This window comes from Janthinobacterium goodfellowi, from assembly GCF_051380695.1.
Taxonomy (GTDB): Bacteria; Pseudomonadota; Gammaproteobacteria; order Burkholderiales; family Burkholderiaceae_D; genus Janthinobacterium.
Map to the genome: position 1 here is coordinate 208,563 of NZ_JBNYXN010000007.1, position 16,377 is coordinate 224,939.

General features: G+C 63.3%; 18 protein-coding genes. 9 read left to right on the forward strand and 9 right to left on the reverse strand.

All coding sequences use genetic code 11. The annotated features are described in order from the left end of the window. The first annotated feature begins 265 nt into the window (after nt 1–265). On the forward strand, nt 266–1,375 hold the full coding sequence (locus ACQ4WQ_RS24135) for a porin (protein ID WP_436500574.1): 1,110 nt from the start codon (nt 266–268) through the stop codon (nt 1,373–1,375). On the opposite strand, the gene ACQ4WQ_RS24140 is transcribed toward ACQ4WQ_RS24135, so the two are convergent. The 3 genes from ACQ4WQ_RS24140 to ACQ4WQ_RS24150 form a co-directional block, all read right to left on the reverse strand. Beyond that, complete coding sequence (locus tag ACQ4WQ_RS24140; protein ID WP_326455919.1) at nt 1,363–1,941, reverse strand: DUF3617 domain-containing protein; 579 nt, start codon at nt 1,939–1,941, stop codon at nt 1,363–1,365. The two genes, ACQ4WQ_RS24135 and ACQ4WQ_RS24140, sit on opposite strands and share 13 nt — an antisense overlap. 67 nt (nt 1,942–2,008) lie before the next feature. Next, complete coding sequence (locus tag ACQ4WQ_RS24145) at nt 2,009–3,556, reverse strand: TerC family protein (RefSeq protein ID WP_436500576.1); 1,548 nt, start codon at nt 3,554–3,556, stop codon at nt 2,009–2,011. Nucleotides 3,557–3,625: 69 nt separating this feature from the next. After that, nucleotides 3,626–3,907, reverse strand: a complete 282-nt coding sequence (locus tag ACQ4WQ_RS24150) for a hypothetical protein (protein ID WP_326455917.1) — start codon at nt 3,905–3,907, stop codon at nt 3,626–3,628. A 297-nt stretch (nt 3,908–4,204) separates the two neighbouring features. On the opposite strand from ACQ4WQ_RS24150, the gene ACQ4WQ_RS24155 reads away from it, so the two are divergent. Then, nucleotides 4,205–7,051 (forward strand): M16 family metallopeptidase, encoded by a 2,847-nt coding sequence (locus tag ACQ4WQ_RS24155; RefSeq protein ID WP_436500578.1) that lies wholly within the window; start codon nt 4,205–4,207, stop codon nt 7,049–7,051. 70 nt (nt 7,052–7,121) lie between these two features. Here ACQ4WQ_RS24155 and ACQ4WQ_RS24160 read toward each other — a convergent pair whose 3' ends face one another. From ACQ4WQ_RS24160 to ACQ4WQ_RS24175, 4 genes are all read right to left on the reverse strand, one after another. After that, entirely contained in the window at nt 7,122–7,757 is a 636-nt protein-coding gene (locus tag ACQ4WQ_RS24160; protein ID WP_326455941.1) for a YiaD family glycine zipper/OmpA-like lipoprotein, read from the reverse strand. Between the two features lie 210 nt (nt 7,758–7,967). After that, entirely contained in the window at nt 7,968–8,114 is a 147-nt protein-coding gene (locus ACQ4WQ_RS24165; RefSeq protein WP_121670992.1) for a lmo0937 family membrane protein, read from the reverse strand. 187 nt (nt 8,115–8,301) lie between these two features. Continuing rightward, a complete protein-coding gene (locus ACQ4WQ_RS24170; protein ID WP_436500581.1) occupies nt 8,302–8,577 on the reverse strand; it encodes a hypothetical protein in 276 nt (91 codons plus the stop codon). Nucleotides 8,578–8,740: 163 nt separating this feature from the next. Next, nucleotides 8,741–9,403 carry an outer membrane lipoprotein gene (locus ACQ4WQ_RS24175; protein WP_436500583.1) on the reverse strand — a complete coding sequence of 221 codons (663 nt, stop codon included), beginning with the start codon at nt 9,401–9,403 and terminating at the stop codon, nt 8,741–8,743. Between the two features lie 184 nt (nt 9,404–9,587). Here ACQ4WQ_RS24175 and ACQ4WQ_RS24180 point away from each other — a divergent pair, with 184 nt between their 5' ends. Continuing rightward, a complete protein-coding gene (locus ACQ4WQ_RS24180; RefSeq protein WP_436500585.1) occupies nt 9,588–10,364 on the forward strand; it encodes a Crp/Fnr family transcriptional regulator in 777 nt (258 codons plus the stop codon). 96 nt (nt 10,365–10,460) lie between these two features. Here the strand turns inward: ACQ4WQ_RS24180 and ACQ4WQ_RS24185 are convergent, their stop codons facing one another. Then, nucleotides 10,461–10,679 (reverse strand): YMGG-like glycine zipper-containing protein, encoded by a 219-nt coding sequence (locus ACQ4WQ_RS24185; RefSeq protein ID WP_010396384.1) that lies wholly within the window; start codon nt 10,677–10,679, stop codon nt 10,461–10,463. A 192-nt stretch (nt 10,680–10,871) separates the two neighbouring features. Further along, nucleotides 10,872–12,908, reverse strand: a complete 2,037-nt coding sequence (locus tag ACQ4WQ_RS24190; RefSeq protein ID WP_436500587.1) for an AsmA family protein — start codon at nt 12,906–12,908, stop codon at nt 10,872–10,874. Between the two features lie 261 nt (nt 12,909–13,169). Here ACQ4WQ_RS24190 and ACQ4WQ_RS24195 point away from each other — a divergent pair, with 261 nt between their 5' ends. From ACQ4WQ_RS24195 to ACQ4WQ_RS24220, 6 genes are all read left to right on the forward strand, one after another. Further along, complete coding sequence (locus tag ACQ4WQ_RS24195) at nt 13,170–13,574, forward strand: DUF4398 domain-containing protein (RefSeq protein WP_070224911.1); 405 nt, start codon at nt 13,170–13,172, stop codon at nt 13,572–13,574. A gap of 25 nt (nt 13,575–13,599) precedes the next feature. Next, nucleotides 13,600–14,499 (forward strand): OmpA family protein, encoded by a 900-nt coding sequence (locus ACQ4WQ_RS24200; protein ID WP_326455911.1) that lies wholly within the window; start codon nt 13,600–13,602, stop codon nt 14,497–14,499. 87 nt (nt 14,500–14,586) lie between these two features. Beyond that, a complete protein-coding gene (locus tag ACQ4WQ_RS24205) occupies nt 14,587–15,123 on the forward strand; it encodes a ferritin-like domain-containing protein (protein WP_070224913.1) in 537 nt (178 codons plus the stop codon). Nucleotides 15,124–15,181: 58 nt separating this feature from the next. Next, nucleotides 15,182–15,484, forward strand: coding sequence for an ElaB/YgaM/YqjD family protein (locus ACQ4WQ_RS24210; protein ID WP_070224914.1), 303 nt, complete (start codon nt 15,182–15,184; stop codon nt 15,482–15,484). A gap of 18 nt (nt 15,485–15,502) precedes the next feature. Further along, complete coding sequence (locus ACQ4WQ_RS24215) at nt 15,503–15,889, forward strand: phage holin family protein (RefSeq protein ID WP_326455910.1); 387 nt, start codon at nt 15,503–15,505, stop codon at nt 15,887–15,889. 21 nt (nt 15,890–15,910) lie between these two features. Further along, complete coding sequence (locus tag ACQ4WQ_RS24220) at nt 15,911–16,249, forward strand: hypothetical protein (protein ID WP_436500591.1); 339 nt, start codon at nt 15,911–15,913, stop codon at nt 16,247–16,249. Nucleotides 16,250–16,377: the final 128 nt, after the last annotated feature.

Here is a 16,377-nt window from a genome sequence, read left to right on the forward strand (position 1 = left end):
AGATCGCGCAACGTTCGCCACCGAACATTGCTTTACGGCAGGGCCTGCAATTCACGCCATTTTGCCGCATATTGGCACAAACATGGTCAATCTTGCGTGTTGTCAGTGCGCGACGTGTTTCTTGAGGCTAAGCTGAAGTTTCTGTTGTACAACGCACGGATGGCTGGACAAAAAGCGAGGATAAGGTAACACTTGGATCAGACACACAGCGCATGTCCTGATCAATACCGGGTAGTTTACTGTTCACGTCACCGAGATATTTATCATGAAGACCTCGTATTTTGCGCTTGCTGTGATAGGGATGGGGCCTTTCGCGCTGGGCGCGACGGCCCAGGCTGCCGATGGCGCGGGCAATGCCGCATCCACCAACGTTGCCGTGTACGGCGTGCTCGACGCGGGTATCGTTGCCGAACGGGGCTGTGCCGCCGGTTGCGCCGGCACCAAGGTGTCCGGCGGCGTCGCCTCCGGCTCGCGCCTGGGCGTGCAGGGCCGCGAAGCGCTGGGCAACGACGTCTCGGCCGTGTTTACCCTGGAAGCGGGCATCCAGAACGACACGGGCCAGTCGGACGAGGGCCGCTTGTTCGGCCGGCAAGCCTACGTGGGCCTGGACAGCCGCCTGGGCGCGCTGACCCTGGGGCGCCAGTACAACCTGCAATACCTGGCCCTGACCGACGTGGCCGACCCGTTCAAGGGCGGCATGGCCGGCAGCGCCAGCAACCTGGCCGGCTATAGCGTGAAACGCTACGACAATACCGTCAAATACGTGACGCCCGCCTTGCGCGGCGTGACGGCCAGCGCCATCTACAGCTTCGGCGAGTCGCCGTACAGCAGCGCCAACAACCGCGCATATGGCGCCACCCTCGGCTATTCGGCCGGCGCCGTGAATGTCAGCGTGTCGCACCAGCGCAAGAACAACTTCATCCTCGCCTCTGGCACCTTGCCCGCCATCGACATGTCGTCGCGCAACACCCTGATCGCGGCGAACATCGACCTGAAAGTGGTCACCGCCTTTGCCGCCGTGGGCGTGAACAAGGGCTACGGCAGCTCGCCGTGGGACCCGAACAATGCCTACAGCTCGCTGGCCCTGTCGATGTCGTCGTCGGACAGCCGCGACACCTTGCTGGGCGTGTCCGTGCCCGCAGGCGGCTTCAAGCTGCTGGCCTCGTACGTGCGCAAGGATGACCGCGACCTGGCCAACCGCGACGCCAATCAGGTGGCCGTCGGCCTCACGTATTCCCTGTCAAAACGCAGCGATTTCTACGCGTCCTACGCGAAGATCCACAACAAGAACGGCGCCCGCTACACGGTGGGCAATGCCAGCGACGCGGGACGCGGCGACGCGGCTTTTAATATGGGTTTCCGTCACGGCTTCTGAGCAGCGGCCGCCGATGGGGCCGGGCACGTTGCTCCCAGCCACTTGCCGTTGCTCGTCACATTCACCTGTTCCGGCGCGCCGCGCGCGCTGGTCGTCACCGCCAGCTGCATGCTGAACGCCTGGTCGCCCGTAAACATCACCTTGCCTTCGCCGCTCGATTTCGGATTCGCGCACGTGAACGACACGTTCATGCCGCCGGCGGTGTCGGTGTTCTTCGACTTGCAGTCGCCGGGCTGGCCCGTGGGAATTTGCTTGCGCGCCGCCATGTCCGGCGTCACGCAGGCCGTCACGCGCACGGCGCCATCGGCACCCACGGTGGGCATGGCCATGCCGCGGCTGGCGGCCATGCTTTCCAGCTGCTTGCGTTGATCGGGAGGAAGGTTGCCCAGCTGCTGCAGCACCATGGACATGGCGTTGTCGGTGGCGGCGTCCGGCGACGCCATCTTGCTGTCGACTTGCCACAGGCCCGGCTTGATGGAGGGGGATGGCGCGGCGGCCATGACATTGGCTTGGGCACCCAGGGCGGCGCAAGCGAGCAGGGTCAGGCGTAGCAGGGAGTGTTTCATGTTGGCGTCTCCAAAAAAGGCAGACCCCAGCATACGGCATGGCAAGCGGGGCACGCTTGCCATTGTGTTACAAACTGTGATCGGGCTCGATGCGGCGCACGTCCACGCAGGCGATGCGGCGCTCGTCGGCCTCGATGATTTCATAGCGCAAGCCATCGAGTTCCAGCACCTCGCCCACGGCCGGCATGTTTTCGAAATGCGCCAGCAGGAAGCCGGCCAGCGAGTTGTACTCGCCGTCTTCGCTGACCAGCGTTTCCGTCTCGAATACTTGCTCCAGGTAATGCAGGTCCGTCGCGCCATCGATGCGCCAGTGGCCGGGACCCAGCACTTCCACGTCGGGCTGCTCGTCCTCGTCGGGGAATTCGCCAGCGATGGCTTCCAGGATGTCGATCGGCGTGAGCACGCCTTGCACGGTGCCGAACTCGTCGACCACCAGCACCAGCTGGCCGCGCGAGCGTTTCAGGGTTTCCATGGCTTTCAGCACGCCGGCCGCTTCCGGCACGACGACGGCTTCGCGCATGCTGGCCGGATCGATCTTGCCATGCGAGACGAGGTCTTCGATGAGGTCCTTGCTGCGCGCGATGCCGACTACATTGTCGAGGTCGTCATTGCAGACAGGAATCATGCTGTGCGGCGTCTCGCGCAGCAGTTGCAGCATTTTCTCGCTGCTGTCGTTCAGGTTGACCCACGAGACGTCGCCGCGCGGCGTCATCACGGAGCGGATCGAGCGTTCGGCCAGGGTCAGCACGCCGCTGACCATGTTGCGCTCTTCCACGCCGAAGGCGGAGACGTCGGGCAATTCCTTGACTTCGTGCTCTTCGACGGCTTCGCGGCCCTTGCGCCCGCCCAGCAGGCTCAGCACGGCTTGCGCCGTGCGGTCGCGCAGCGGCGCATTCGATTGCAGCTTGAGGAAGTTGCGGCGCGCCAGTTGGTTGAAGAACTCGATGACGATCGAGAAACCGATGGCGGCGTACAGATAGCCCTTCGGAATGTGGAAGCCCAGGCCTTCCGCCACCAGGGAGAGGCCGATCATCAGCAAAAAGCTCAGGCACAGCACGACCACGGTGGGGTGGGCGTTGACGAAGCGCGTCAGCACCTTCGAGGCGAGCATCATGACGACGATGGAAATGACGACGGCCGCCATCATCACGTACAGGTTTTCCACCATGCCGACGGCCGTGATGACGGCGTCGAGCGAGAAGACGGCGTCGAGCACGACGATCTGCGCCACCACGAGGCCGAAGCCGGCGTAGACTTTCGGCCCCGTCTGGGCGTGGGTTACCCCTTCGAGGCGCTCGTGCAGCTCGCTGGTGGCCTTGAACAGCAGGAACAGGCCGCCGACGAGCAGGATCAGGTCGCGCCCCGAAAACGAGAAGGTCAGTATGGAAAACAAGGGCGTCGTCAGGGTGACCAGCCAGGAAATCAGCGAAAGCAGGCCCAGGCGCATGACGAGGGCCAGGGTCAGGCCCAGGACCCTCGCCTTGTCGCGCTGGTGCGGCGGCAGCTTTTCGGCCAGGATGGCGATGAAGATCAGGTTGTCGATACCCAGTACGATTTCCAGTACGACCAGCGTCAGCAGGCCGACCCAGATTGTCGGGTCAAATAACCATTCCATGTGTGTAACCTTGTAAAGTCAGTAAGTATCAAGCTTGCCTGGCGGCCAGTGCCCCAGGGAATCGTGTTGCTATTGCGTGATGTGGCGGCGGACGCGCGGCGGCCGGGTGGCCTGCCGCGCGTCCGCTTCGGCAAGTGCCCCCGGTCCCGCTTGCCAAATGATGGCGCAAAACGGCGCGCCCTGGCGCGAGGTCGGGTATAGCGTGATGGGGTCGTTGTCGCATTCGTCGGTGTCGCAGCTGTCGCCGGGCAAGCCTGCATGGGCGCCGGGCTCAAGGCAATCGGCGGCAGGCGTGGCGGCAACGCCGGCCACATCAAGGTGCTGGAATGGGGAAGGGCTGGCGTCAGCCATGCTGGCGAACGCCTGGGGTAACGCGATGAAAACAAAAAGGCAGAGCAGGACGAGAGCTCGTCTCATATACAGGCAGATAGTTCTGGAACCGTGGAGTATAACACGGGCACATAACAGCTCGATGACAGGCACTTGCGTAACTGATAAGTATGCCGTAAATTACGAGAGCAATGATTTCCCTGGGCGGCGAAGACGCAGCGCGGGTCCATGGCAATTCTTGCGTTCGTATCGTATTGCGCTTGCGTATCTTTCACTGCGCTGGCGCATCTTTAAACGCAGTGCTACCAGGACTCCGACTTGAAACCAATTACCGCCCTCCTGCTTGCCGCCGGCATCCTCTCGCCGTCGTTCATCCTGGCCGCCACCCCGGTCGACGCCGCGCCGGCCCAGAAAGCCGGCAAGGCCGCGCCGAACCGCGGCGCCGCCGTCAAGGTCACGTCCGTCGAAGGCATCACCGAATACCGCCTGGCCAACGGCTTGCGCGTGCTGCTGTTCCCGGACGCCAGCAAGCCGACCCTGACCACCAACATCGTCTACCTGGTCGGCTCGCGCCATGAAAACTACGGCGAAACGGGCATGGCCCACTTGCTCGAGCACTTGCTGTTCAAGCCCAGCGCCAACTTCGGCGTCAAGAAGGGAACCAAGACCCCCGTCGAGATCCTGAACTCGACGGGTGCGCAGTTCAACGGCACCACCTGGTACGACCGCACCAATTACTACGCGACCTTCCCCGCCAACGACGACAACCTGCGCCAGATGCTGGCCATGGAAGCGGACCGCATGGTCAACGCGGCCATCGACCAGAACGATCTGTGGAACCCGAAGACGCAGAAGGGCGAAATGACCGTCGTGCGCAACGAGTTCGAGATGGGCGAGAGCGATCCGATCGGCGTGACCAGCGAACGCATCCAGGCCATCGCCTACGACTGGCACAACTACGGCAAGTCGACCATCGGCGCCCGCTCCGACATCGAACAGGTGAACATCCCCCGCCTGCGCGCGTTCTATCATAAATACTATCAGCCGGATAATGCCGTGCTGATGGTGGCGGGCCGCTTCGATGAAGCGAAGGTCCTGGCACAGATCAATGAGCTGTTCGGCAAGATTCCGAAACCCACCCGCGTGATCGAACCGACCTACACGGCCGAGCCGGTGCAGGATGGCGAGCGCGCCGTGACGGTGCGCCGCAGCGGCGGTACGCAGTTCGTCGGCGCCGGCTACCACGTGGCGCCGTCCGGCAACCCGGACGCCGTCGCCCTCGAAGTGCTCGGTCACGTGCTGACGGACGCCCCGGCCGGCCGCCTGCACAAGGCGCTGGTGGAAACCAAGCTGGCCAGCAAGATCGAATACAACTCCGTGAGCAACCTGGAGCCGGGCTACAACCTGTTCGGCGCGCTGGTGCCCGTCGATGGCAACCTTGACGCGGCGCAAGCGGCCATGCTGAAAGTGCTGGAAGACTTGAAGTCGCAGCCGGTCACGGATGCGGAAGTGGCGCGCGTGAAACAGCAGCTGAACAAGCAGGTGGAACTGATCACCTCGAACACGGCGCGCATGACGATCGCCCTGACGGAATCGCTGGCGGCCGGCGACTGGCGTTTGTTCTTCCTGCAGCGCGACCAGCTCGACAAGCTGACGACGGCGCAGGTGCAGGCGGCCGCCGAGAAATACCTGAAGAGCTCGAACCGTACCCTGGGCCGCTTCATCCCCACCGATGCGCCGGACCGCACGGTCGTGCCGGCCTACGCCGACGTGGCGCCGCAACTGGCCGGCTACACGGGCCGCGCCGTGGTGGCGCAGGGCGAGGCGTTCGACCCCAGCCCCGACAATATCGAGGCGCGCACCACGCGCTTCACCTTGCCGAACGGCTTGAAGGGTGCCTTGCTGCCGAAGAAAACCAAGGGCAATACCGTCAGCGTCGTATTGAAATTGCAGACCGGCAGCGAAGAGAGCTTGCGCGGCAAGGCGCAAGTGGGCAGCTACACGGCCAATCTGCTGTCGCGCGGCACGGATAAGCTGTCGCGCCAGGAAGTGAAGGACAAGTTCGACCAGCTGGGCACGCAAGTGGCCATCACGGGCGGCGCCGAGGGCGTGACCGCCATGCTGACGGGCAAGCGCGAGAACTTGCCGGCCGCCATGGACCTGCTGGCGCAAGTGCTGCAAAAGCCGGCCCTGAGCGAAACGGAATTCCTGGAATTGCAGCGCGAGCGCGTGGGCCGCGCGGAGCAGGAATTACCTGAGCCGCAGCCGCTGGCCGTGAACGCCTTCCGCCGCCTGCTCGACGCCACGCCGGAAGGCCATGTGCGCCACGTGGCCACCTTGCCGGCCGAGCTGGCGCAATGGAAAGCCATCAAGGTTGCCGATGTGAAAGCCTTCCACGGCGCCTACTATGGCGCCTCGAACGCCACCTTTGCCGCCGTGGGCGACTTCGATCCGGCCGCGCTGAAGGCGCAAGTGGCCAGCCTGTACGGCAGCTGGAAGGCGCAGCAGCCGTATGTGCGCATTCCTGATGCCGTCAAGCCCGTCAGCGGCGAGAAAGTCACGCTGGAAACGCCGGACAAGGCCAACAGCGTGCTGTTCGCGATCCAGCCTATCCCCCTCAAGGATGACGCGGCCAGCTATCCGGCCTTGCTGATCGCCAACCACATGCTCGGCGGCGGCGCCTTGCGCAGCCGCCTGGCCGACCGCATCCGCCAGAAGGAAGGCCTGTCGTACGGCGTCGGTTCGCAAGTGTCCGTGCCGTCGCGCGAACCGGCCGGCTACTGGATGGCCTACGCCATCAGCGCGCCGCAAAACACGGTCAAGGTGGAAGCGGCCCTGCGCGAGGAAATCGCCAAGGTGCTGGCCGACGGCTTCACGGAAGCGGAACTGGCCGAAGCGAAGAAAGGCTGGCTGCAATCGGAAGAAGTGGGCCGCACGCAGGACGCGGGCCTGGCGCGCGAACTGGCCGGCTACCTGGCGCAGGACCGCACCATGGCTTACGACAAGGACCTGGAAGCGAAAGTGTCCGCCTTGACCCTGACGCAAGTGAACCAGGGCCTGCGCGAATACCTGAAGCCGGCGGCCGTGTCGGTGGTGGTGGCGGGCGACTTTGCCAAGGTGGCGAAAGAGGGCGACAGCGGCGCCAAGGCAACGACGTCGAAATAATCCGTTTTACATAGAAAAAACCCGCTGGCAAGGTCACTTGCCAGCGGGTTTTTTATTGATGCGTATCAACTTAGCGCGGTGCCATTTCGGCTACGTAGATTTCCACGCGGCGATTGCGTGCGCGTCCCGCTGCATCCGCATTCGAGGCGATCGGTTCGCGGGCGCCGCGGCCTTCCGTGACGATGCGGGTCGGCGAGACGCCGCGCATGGCCAGGTAGTCGCGCGTGTGGGCGGCGCGTTCCACCGACAGCGGTTCGTTGATGGAATCGCTGCCCGTGCTGTCCGTATGGCCGATGATGCTGACCGTGGTGTTCGTGTTTTCGTTCAGGGTGGCGGCAAAGCGGTCGAGGATGGGGCGGAAGTTGCCCTTGATGTCGGCGCGGTTGGTATCGAAGGAAATGTCGCTCGGGATTTCCATTTTCAGGCGGTTATCGGCCGTCTGCGACACTTGCACACCAGTACCCTGTGTCGCTTGCTCCATCGCGCGCTTCTGGTTTTCCATGCGGTTCGACCAGATATTGCCGACTACGGCGCCAGCGGCCGCACCCAGCAGGGCGCCGCCGGCCGTGCGGCCGCTGCTGCCGCCACCGGTGGTGCCGCCGATCAAGGCACCGAGGCCTGCGCCGATGCCGGCGCCCGTGGCCGTGCCGCGTTGTGTCGAGGACATGTCCGCGCAGCCGGTAGCGGCCAGCGCGATCACCAGCATGCCGATCAGGGATTTGGCGCCAGGGCCTTTTTTGAATGCTTCTTTCATGGATTTTCTCCTAGTTTTGTTATTGGGACATACCCAGAACTACCTGCACACGTTACTGCAAAATGCGGCGGCGTGCCAGTGCGCGCACATGGACGCACAAGGCGACAAAAAAGCGGCGCCCGTTTGCACGCGCGCCGCCCTGTCTGGCCAGTGCGCCAGCCTCTATAAACCGCGCCCGCTGATCAAGCGCAGCAGGATCATGATGACCGCGACGACCAGCAGGATGTGGATGAAGCCGCCAATGGTATAAGAAGTTACCAGGCCCAGCAGCCAAAGAATAATGAGTACGACGGCGATTGTATACAGCATGATGTGTCCTCCGAGAGTAATGTGTGGATGACGGCGACTGCCTTGGCCTTGTGCTGTCATCGGTTTTTGTCATTGCGCGGCGACTGGGTCGCTGAACGCTGATGCCATGACTTATTGTCTACTTTGTTTCTGAAACTTTCTGTACGGTGCCGTACACAAGCCTTATTTAGCTGACTGATTACCCAACTTATTTGCTGTATTTGGCCATATTGCTCTCGCGCATAGGCCGGCGTTCCTGCTCGCCATCCATGCCCGGTATCCAGGCCAGCATGCCGGCCATGCCGACGGCGCCGGCCAGGCAGCTGACCATGCCGCCCGTCAGCAGCAGCATGACGCCAAACACGGGGGCGCTGCTGGCCGCGGGCGCCAGGTCCAGCGCGCAGAAGCCCAGCGCGGTAGCCAGTATGCCGCCGCCGATAAAGCCGAGCCAGATCCGGCGACTGCCTGTCTTGTCGTTTTCCATCGCATCTCCTTGAAGGCATTCGTTGAACTTTCTTGAATGCATCATCTCGCGGGACGGCAAGCTCATCTGTACGCCAACGAACATTGCCAAAAAGAAAACGCCCGGACAGGCCGGGCGTGTGTGATTTGCTGCGCGGGCGGGCGGCGCGCTGGCCGCCAAGAACTTAGCCGATGGCGCGCAAGCCGCCGTTGACGACGCGCACGCGGTCGCCCTGGCGCCAGTTCGGCGCGGCGCTCTGGTGCACGGTGCGCGTCTTGCCGTTATCGAGGCGCACGACGATGTTGTAGCTGCGCGTGGCGCGCACGCTGCCTTCGATCTGGTTGCCGGCCACGGCGCCGCCAACGGCGCCCAGCACGGTAGCCAGCTGCCTGCCGTGGCCGCCGCCGACCTGGTTGCCCAGCAAGCCGCCGACGACGGCGCCGCCGGCCGCGCCCACGCCGCTGCCTTCGGCGCGCGTATTGACTTCATGGATGGCTTCGATCACGCCGCAATTGCCGCATACCTGCGGTGCCGGCGCCGGGGCGGCCGCGTACTGCTGTTGCGGTTGCTGCTGCGGCTGGCGCACGGGTTGCTGCTGCTGTGGCTGTTGTTGTGGCGGCAGGGCAGCCAGCGGCTGTGCGCCGGCGGGCTGCAGGTTCGTTTGCGGCTGGTTCGCCTGCAGGTTGGCCATCTGTTCGGCGGAAGTGCTGGCCGCCAGTGGCTGGCTATCGCCCTGCGACGAGGGCAGCCAGCCCATCAGGGCCGCCGTGCCCACGCCGCAAAACAGCAGGACGGCGACGGCGGCGGCCAGTACCAGCGGATGGAGGGATTTGGTGGTGGTAGTCATGGAGAGCTCCTTGTTTTTTAAAATAATGAAATGGGTAGTGCGTGTTATCCGTGCGATTCGCGTGTATTGCCAGTGTGCTGTACCGCTTGCCGCGCTTCCGTGCGTCACCGTACATACATGGACGGTAGGGCGCCGTAGGCTAAGTAAAAATTATGTCGAGTTGTAACGACACCAAGGAAAAGCAATGCCACTAACGAATGCCAGCATGACCCTGTCCCGCGATGCAGGCCGATCCGGCCTGGGCACGCCTGCGGGCGCGCTTGACGCCAGCAACCGCCTGCTGGCCAGCCTGCCCGAGCACGACTTGCGGCACCTGACGGCGCTGTTCGATACCGTCACGGTCGAGGTGGGCGAGGTGCTGTACGAACCGGGCCAGCCTATCGGCCACATCTACTTCCCCGGCGACTGCCTGATCTCGCTGCTGGCCGTGGCGGAAGGCCGCATGACGCTGGAAGTGGGCTCCGTCGGCCGCGAAGGCGTGCTGGGCGCGTCCGTCGCGCTGGGCCACGACCTGGCGCAAGTCCGGGCCGTGGTGCAACGTTCCGGCACGGCCAGCCGCATCGCGCGGGCCGATTTTTGCGCCGAGTTCGCCCAGCTCGAGTCCCTGCAGCGCTTGCTGTACCGCTACACGGACACTTTGCTGGCGCAAGCCATCCAGATAGCCGTGTGCAGCCGTTTCCACGTGCTCGAGGCGCGCCTGGCCCGTTCGCTGCTGATCACGCGCGACCGCCTGCAGTCCGAAAAATTTCACCTGACGCATGAATTCCTCGCCCATACCCTGGGCGTGCGGCGCGTCGGCGTGACCAAGGCGGCCAGCGCGCTGCAACAGCAAAAACTGATTACTTACAGCCGCGGCAATATCGAAATTCTCGATTCCGCCGGCCTGGAAGCCGTCTCTTGCCGCTGCTACGAACTGGTCAAGGATAGCGGCGCGATCGGCATGGCCAACGTCTTCGTCTAATTTCCTCAGAATAACTTTTCAATTTCCTTAACGGAAGCCGGACGCAAAAAAGCGGGGCAGGCGCCTGGGCACCCACCCCGCTTTTCGGATGGCCGATTACTTCGGCTTGACCTGATTGCCGATTACGCCGCCGACGGCGGCGCCGCCGACTGCGCCGACTGCGCTGCCGCCCGTCAGCACGGAACCGGCAACGGCGCCGATACCAGCGCCGATGGCCGTGTTTTTATCCTGGCCGGACATGTTGGCGCAAGCAGTCAAGCTCAGCAGCAGAGCGGCAACGGAAGTGGTAGCGGCGATTTTTTTAATGATTTGCATGATAGTTCTCCTATGAATTCGGACCTCGTGGCGCCGGCTTGGTATGAGCCGGTGGGACTTCGTATCGCCACGTCTTGGGTGTTTCAGGCACGATCACAGAATAGGATTGTGACAAGGCAGGGTCTGTTCGGCAACGCACATAGGGGTGTAACAATTGTAATCGTGCACGGCTGCCGTCTCTTTCCCTCTTGTTCAGCGGTGTTTGCGCGCGGTCTTGCCCGGCTTCGGCGCTACCGGCTTGACGCGCGCCTGGGCCAGCAGCGCCGCGCATTCGCTGTCTTCGACGGGGCCGGTATTGACCAGCGGCAGCAGTGCCGCCACGGGCGCCACCACGGCCAGCGCCAGCGCGCCGCCGGCGCGCAAGGCCAGCACGCCCTTGTCGACGCTCACGTCGGGCTTGCTGAAAGTGCCATGCACGTACAGGGGCGAGCGCAGCGAGAAGATGCGCAAGCCCTTGCTGTCCGGCCGCAAGGTCAGGTCCAGCCGTTCATCGGCCAGGTTCACCGTGCCATCGATATGCAGGACGGCATCATCCGTGTCGACGATGAACTGGCGCGTCTGCATCAATCCCTTGGTGACGGCGAAGTCGGCGGCCAGGCAATTGAGCTTGACCTGCTTGTCGCCGGCCAGCTTGGCCAGCACGACACTGCCGATATTCAAGCCCATTTCTTCCAGCAGCAGCTTGCTGATGCTGCCCCGGTTGATCAGCGCGCGCACTTCGCCGTTCGAGCTGCCCAGCAGGCTGGCGACGGAATTGCCCGTGGCCGACAGCGAAGCGTCGCCATTGATTTCGCCCACGCTCGCTTGCAGGGCTGGCAGGCGGGGGAACAGTTGCTGGATGTGCAGATGGCGGGCGCTGGCCTTGAGTTCGGCGGCGATGCCGTTGGCGATGACCTTGCCGCTGCCGTCGAGCTTGATCTGCGAGCTCAGGGTGCCGCCCGCTACATTGAAATTGAGCGGCGTCAATGACAGCACGCCGTCCATCAGCACCACATGCGTGTCGAGCTTGCTGATCGGCAGCTCGGCGTCGCGCGTGATCTTGTCAGCCGTGTAGCGCACGTCGGCGTCCAGGCTGGTCCAGCGCTCCGTCTTGAACGTTTCCACGGGCAGCACGCGGCCGGCCGGCTGCGTCGACGGCACGCCACGCTCCTTCTTGCTGGCGCTGGAATCGGCGCCCACCAGCGGGCCCAGGTCGGAAAATTGCAGCAGGCGCGAGTGGACTTCGCCCGTCAGGCGCTTGCGCGGCTTGCTGGCGGAAAAGGCCAGCTTGCCGCTGATGTCGCTCGAACCCACCTTGCCGCTGAACTTGTCATACACCCATTCGCCGCCGCGCGGTGCCAGCGTGCCCGTCAAATGGCCTTCCGTGCTGAAGTGCGGCGTTTCCGGCAGCAACACGCCCGTCAAGGGATACAGCCGAGCCATGCTGGGCCCCGATAGCTTCAGGCGCACGTCGAGCGCGGCCAGGTCCGCCGGACGCGTCAGGGTGCCTTCGATGGCCACGCTGCTGCCGCCCGCGCGCATGTCGGCCTGGATGGGGAAGGGCGTGCCTTGCTGCTGCAGCGACAGCACGCCGCCCGCCTTGCCGCCGCCCTTGATGGTTTCGCCATGGTATTTGCCCGATAGCGTCCAGGCGATGCCGTAGCGCGTATCGCCGGCGATGGTGTCGACATCGGCGCGCATGGCCGTGCCCGTCACGTCATCGTCGAGCATCACCGTGCCCTTGCTGAAGACCACGCTTTGCAGTTCCAGCTGCCACGGCGACGGCTGCTCCTGCTTGTCGAAGGTCCAGTTGTTCTTGCCGTCCTTGTTGCGCAGCAAATTCACCTGCGGCGTGTCGAAACGCAATTCGGGGATGACGATCTTTTTGTCCAGCAGGGCCAAAGGATTGAGCGAAAATGCCAGCTGGCTGACGCTGGCCAGCTGCGCCTGCTCACCCGTCCCGGCCATGGCGCTCGGGTTGCCCAGGCGCACGTCCTTTGCCTGCAAGTGCGGCCACGGCAGGTAGGCGCGCCAGCTTTGTTGCCCCGCCGCCGTTGGCTGCTGCCACGTCAGCGACAGGTCGCCCGCAATGGCGAAGGGCCGCCCCAGCGCTTCGCTGGCGCGCGCGTTGAGCCAGGGCTTGGCGCGGTTCCAGTCCATATTGAGCAGGACGACGGCGGCCGTGACGGGCAGGGCGATGAGCACGGCAGTGCTGGCGAGGGCGATTTTCTGGCGGCGGGACAGTTGCATGGTGGACGATTCTTTCTGGACAAGTATTCACGATGCTACAGGAATCGCTCCAAAGCAGGGCCCGTTTCTCGCTTTTGCGGTCCGGCACGTGCGCTGGCGCACGTTGCCGATGCAAGTATTGTCGATTTCTTACTCTATGTGCGGCACCGAACGGATATGCGGGGAACCGGAGCCTATAACGTCATACATCAAACGCAGTTCCTGATTCCAGATGTGCCGACGTTGATACCTACCGCTTAACAATTCTCCAGGAGAAAAAAAATGACAAACCGAGATTTCAAGATTTCCCCACTGGCCGCCCTGGCCGCCTGCGCCACGGCCGTTGTCCTGATGACGGGCTGCTCCAGCCTGAAAACGCCAGCCACGGCCGATGTCGCCGTGTCGCGCGCCGCTGTCGATAACGCCGCCAGCGCCGGCGCCGCCGACCTGGCACCCGATGAAATGCGTTCGGCCCGCGAAAAAATGCGCATGGCTAACCAGGCCCTGAAAGACCGCGACTACAAGACGGCGCGCGACCTGGCCGACCAGGCGCAAGCCGATGCCAAGCTGGCGCAAAGCAAGGCCAACTCGGCCAAGGCCACCAGCGCCGCCGATGAAATCAACGAGAACATCCGCGTCATGCGCGAAGAACTCGACCGTGCCAATCAGCAAGCCCCAAAACAATAACTAACAACAATAACAGGACCCCATCATGAAAAAAGCTACCTACACCACCATTCCCGGCCTGCTGGCCATGGCCGCCCTCGTTGCCGCCTGCAGCTCCGCACCGACCACCACCAGCCTGCTCGACCAGACGCGCGGCGACTACATGGCGGCGCAATCGAACCCGATGGTATCGACCTATGCGCCGCGCGAATTCCGCGAAGCGAGCGCTGCGCTGGAAGCGGCAAACGCGGCCGCCACGCGCCAGGAAGATAGCGAAAAAGTCGACAAGCTGGCCTACCTGGCCAAGCAAAAAATAGCCACGGCGCAAGAAGTCGCCAAGCAGAAAGCGGCTGAAGCCGATATCGCCAACGCCGGCAAGCAGCGCGACCAGTTGCGCCTCGATGCGCGCACGCAGCAGGCTGACCAGGCTACGGCCCGCGCCCAGGCGGCGCAAGCGGATGCGGAAGCGGCCAAGGCCCAGGCTCAGGCTGCCGAAGCATCGGCCCGCGATGCGCAAGCGCGCGCCGCCGGACTCGAAGCGCAGCTGGCCGACCTGGCCGCCAAGAAAACCGAACGCGGCATGGTCATTACCCTGGGCGACGTGCTGTTTGGCACGGACAAGGCGAACCTGACGGCCGATGGCATGAATACGGCGCGCAAGCTGGCCGACGTGCTGAAAAACAACCCGCAGCGTACCGTGCTGATCGAAGGCTTTACGGATAGCACGGGCGGTTCCGCGCACAACCTGGAATTGTCGCAACGCCGCGCCGAATCCGTGCGCAATGCGCTGCTGGAGCAAGGCATCAGCCGCGACCGCATCGCCACGAAAGGCTATGGCGCCGCCTATCCGGCCGCCGGCAACGATACGGCGGCAAACCGCCAGCTGAATCGCCGTGTGGAAATCGTCTTGTCGGAGGACAACACGGCCATTCCCGCCCGCCGCTAAGCCGCGCCAGTTGACGCGGCAGTAGAAAGGCAGCACCGGCCGAAAGTTGGCCGGTGGATACCCATGCAATACTTGAAAGGAAGCATCATGACCCAAACATCTGTTGAGATTCCAGCTGGCATCGATACGGCCGCCATCCGCGCTGCCGCCAAAAACCTGGACGACGGCGCCGTGACGGCCGGCTACCAGGGCGACCGCCAGGAGTTGATCACCCTGTTGAATGGGGCGCTGGCCACCGAACTGGTGTGTATTGCGCGCTATAAACGCCATTACTACACCGTGAGCGGGCGCGACAATGGCACCATCAAGGCCGAGTTCCTTGAGCATGCGCAACAGGAGCAAGAGCACGCCGACTGGCTGGCCGAACGCATCGTGCAATTGAATGGCAAGCCAGATTTTAATCCTGCAACATTGCTTGCGCGCAGCCATGCCGAGTATGATGACTCCGAAGACGTGCAAAGCATGGTGCGTGCCAATCTGATCGCGGAACGGGTAGCGATCGAGTCGTATCGCCAGATGATCGTCAAAATCGGCGACAAGGACCCGACCACACGCCATTTGTTGATCAAAATCATGGCTGTCGAGGAAGAGCACGCCGATGATATGCGCGATCTAATGGAATAGTGTTTTTGAGTAAAGTAGGTATAGTAACTACATTCATCCACAGCTAAGGAGCTAAACCATGTTGGAAAACAATATCACCACCGTCAATAACGATGTCAAAACCCTGGTCAAGGATGCGCAAGCCCTGTTCAGCGCCGCTGCCGCCCTGACGGGCGAAAAAGCCGACGAAGTGCGCATCAAGGGCATGAAAACCCTGGACGCGGCCCTGGCCAAGGCGCACGAAGCGCAAGCGTCGGCCATCGTCGCTACCAAGCAGCTCGCCTCGCAGGCGGACGGTTATGTCAAGGAAAACCCATGGCGCACGGTAGCCGTCGCCGCTGGCGTCGGCGTACTGGTCGGCTTCATCCTGGGCCGCAAGTAATCCATTGTCAGGAGCGATATGGACAAGTCTGCTTCGTCTCACCAGGGGCCGGGATTGATCGGCTCGGTCGCCGGCCTGGCCAAGAACGCCGTCGGACTGATGTTGTCGCGGCTGGAACTGGCCACCATCGAACTGTCGGAAGTGCGCAATCACATGCTGCAGCTGGTGGTCATTTTCGCGCTGGCGACGGTGGCGGGCTTGTTTGCCATCGCTTACGGCAGCGTACTGGTCGTCTTCCTGGCCTGGGATAGCCTGGGCTGGAAGATCCTGGCGATCATGACGGTCGTGTTCGTACTGCTGGCCATCATCCTGGTCATGTATGCGCGCGCCATGCTGCGTCAAGGCAAGCTGTCCATGCCCGCCACCATGGCGGAATTGAAGGCTGACCGCGACATGCTGATGTAAGCGGCCTTACGAGGAGAATTCATGTCGGAAAACGACAAAATGGCGGTGCAAGCCGCCCGCAAGCGCATGCTGATCGCCCAGGGCGAGATGTATCGCGTGGGCATCGTGCATGCGCGCGCCAACGTGGGCTATGCCCTGCGTCCCGAATCGCTGCTGCAGGGCGTGGTCGAAACGGCGGTCGGCTTTGCCGGCCACCGCGTCGAGTCCCTGCTGGCGCCGGGCGGCATGCGTTTGCAAGGCGCCATGCCTTACGTGCTGACGGCGCTATCGTTTATCGGACGCAAGAAGCTGGTCAAGCCGGCCCTGGTCCTCGTGGCCGTGGCCGCCGTTGCCGCCAGCTGGCTGCGCCGCAAGCGCTGAACGCCAGCCGTGTAGCACAGGAACGCCGTCATTGACGGCGTTTTTTTTGCCCGTGCCCAACGTCCGGCACGGGCAGGCGCAATCCCTTACAATGATTCACGCCGTACTTCGCGCGGCGGATAGAGGGA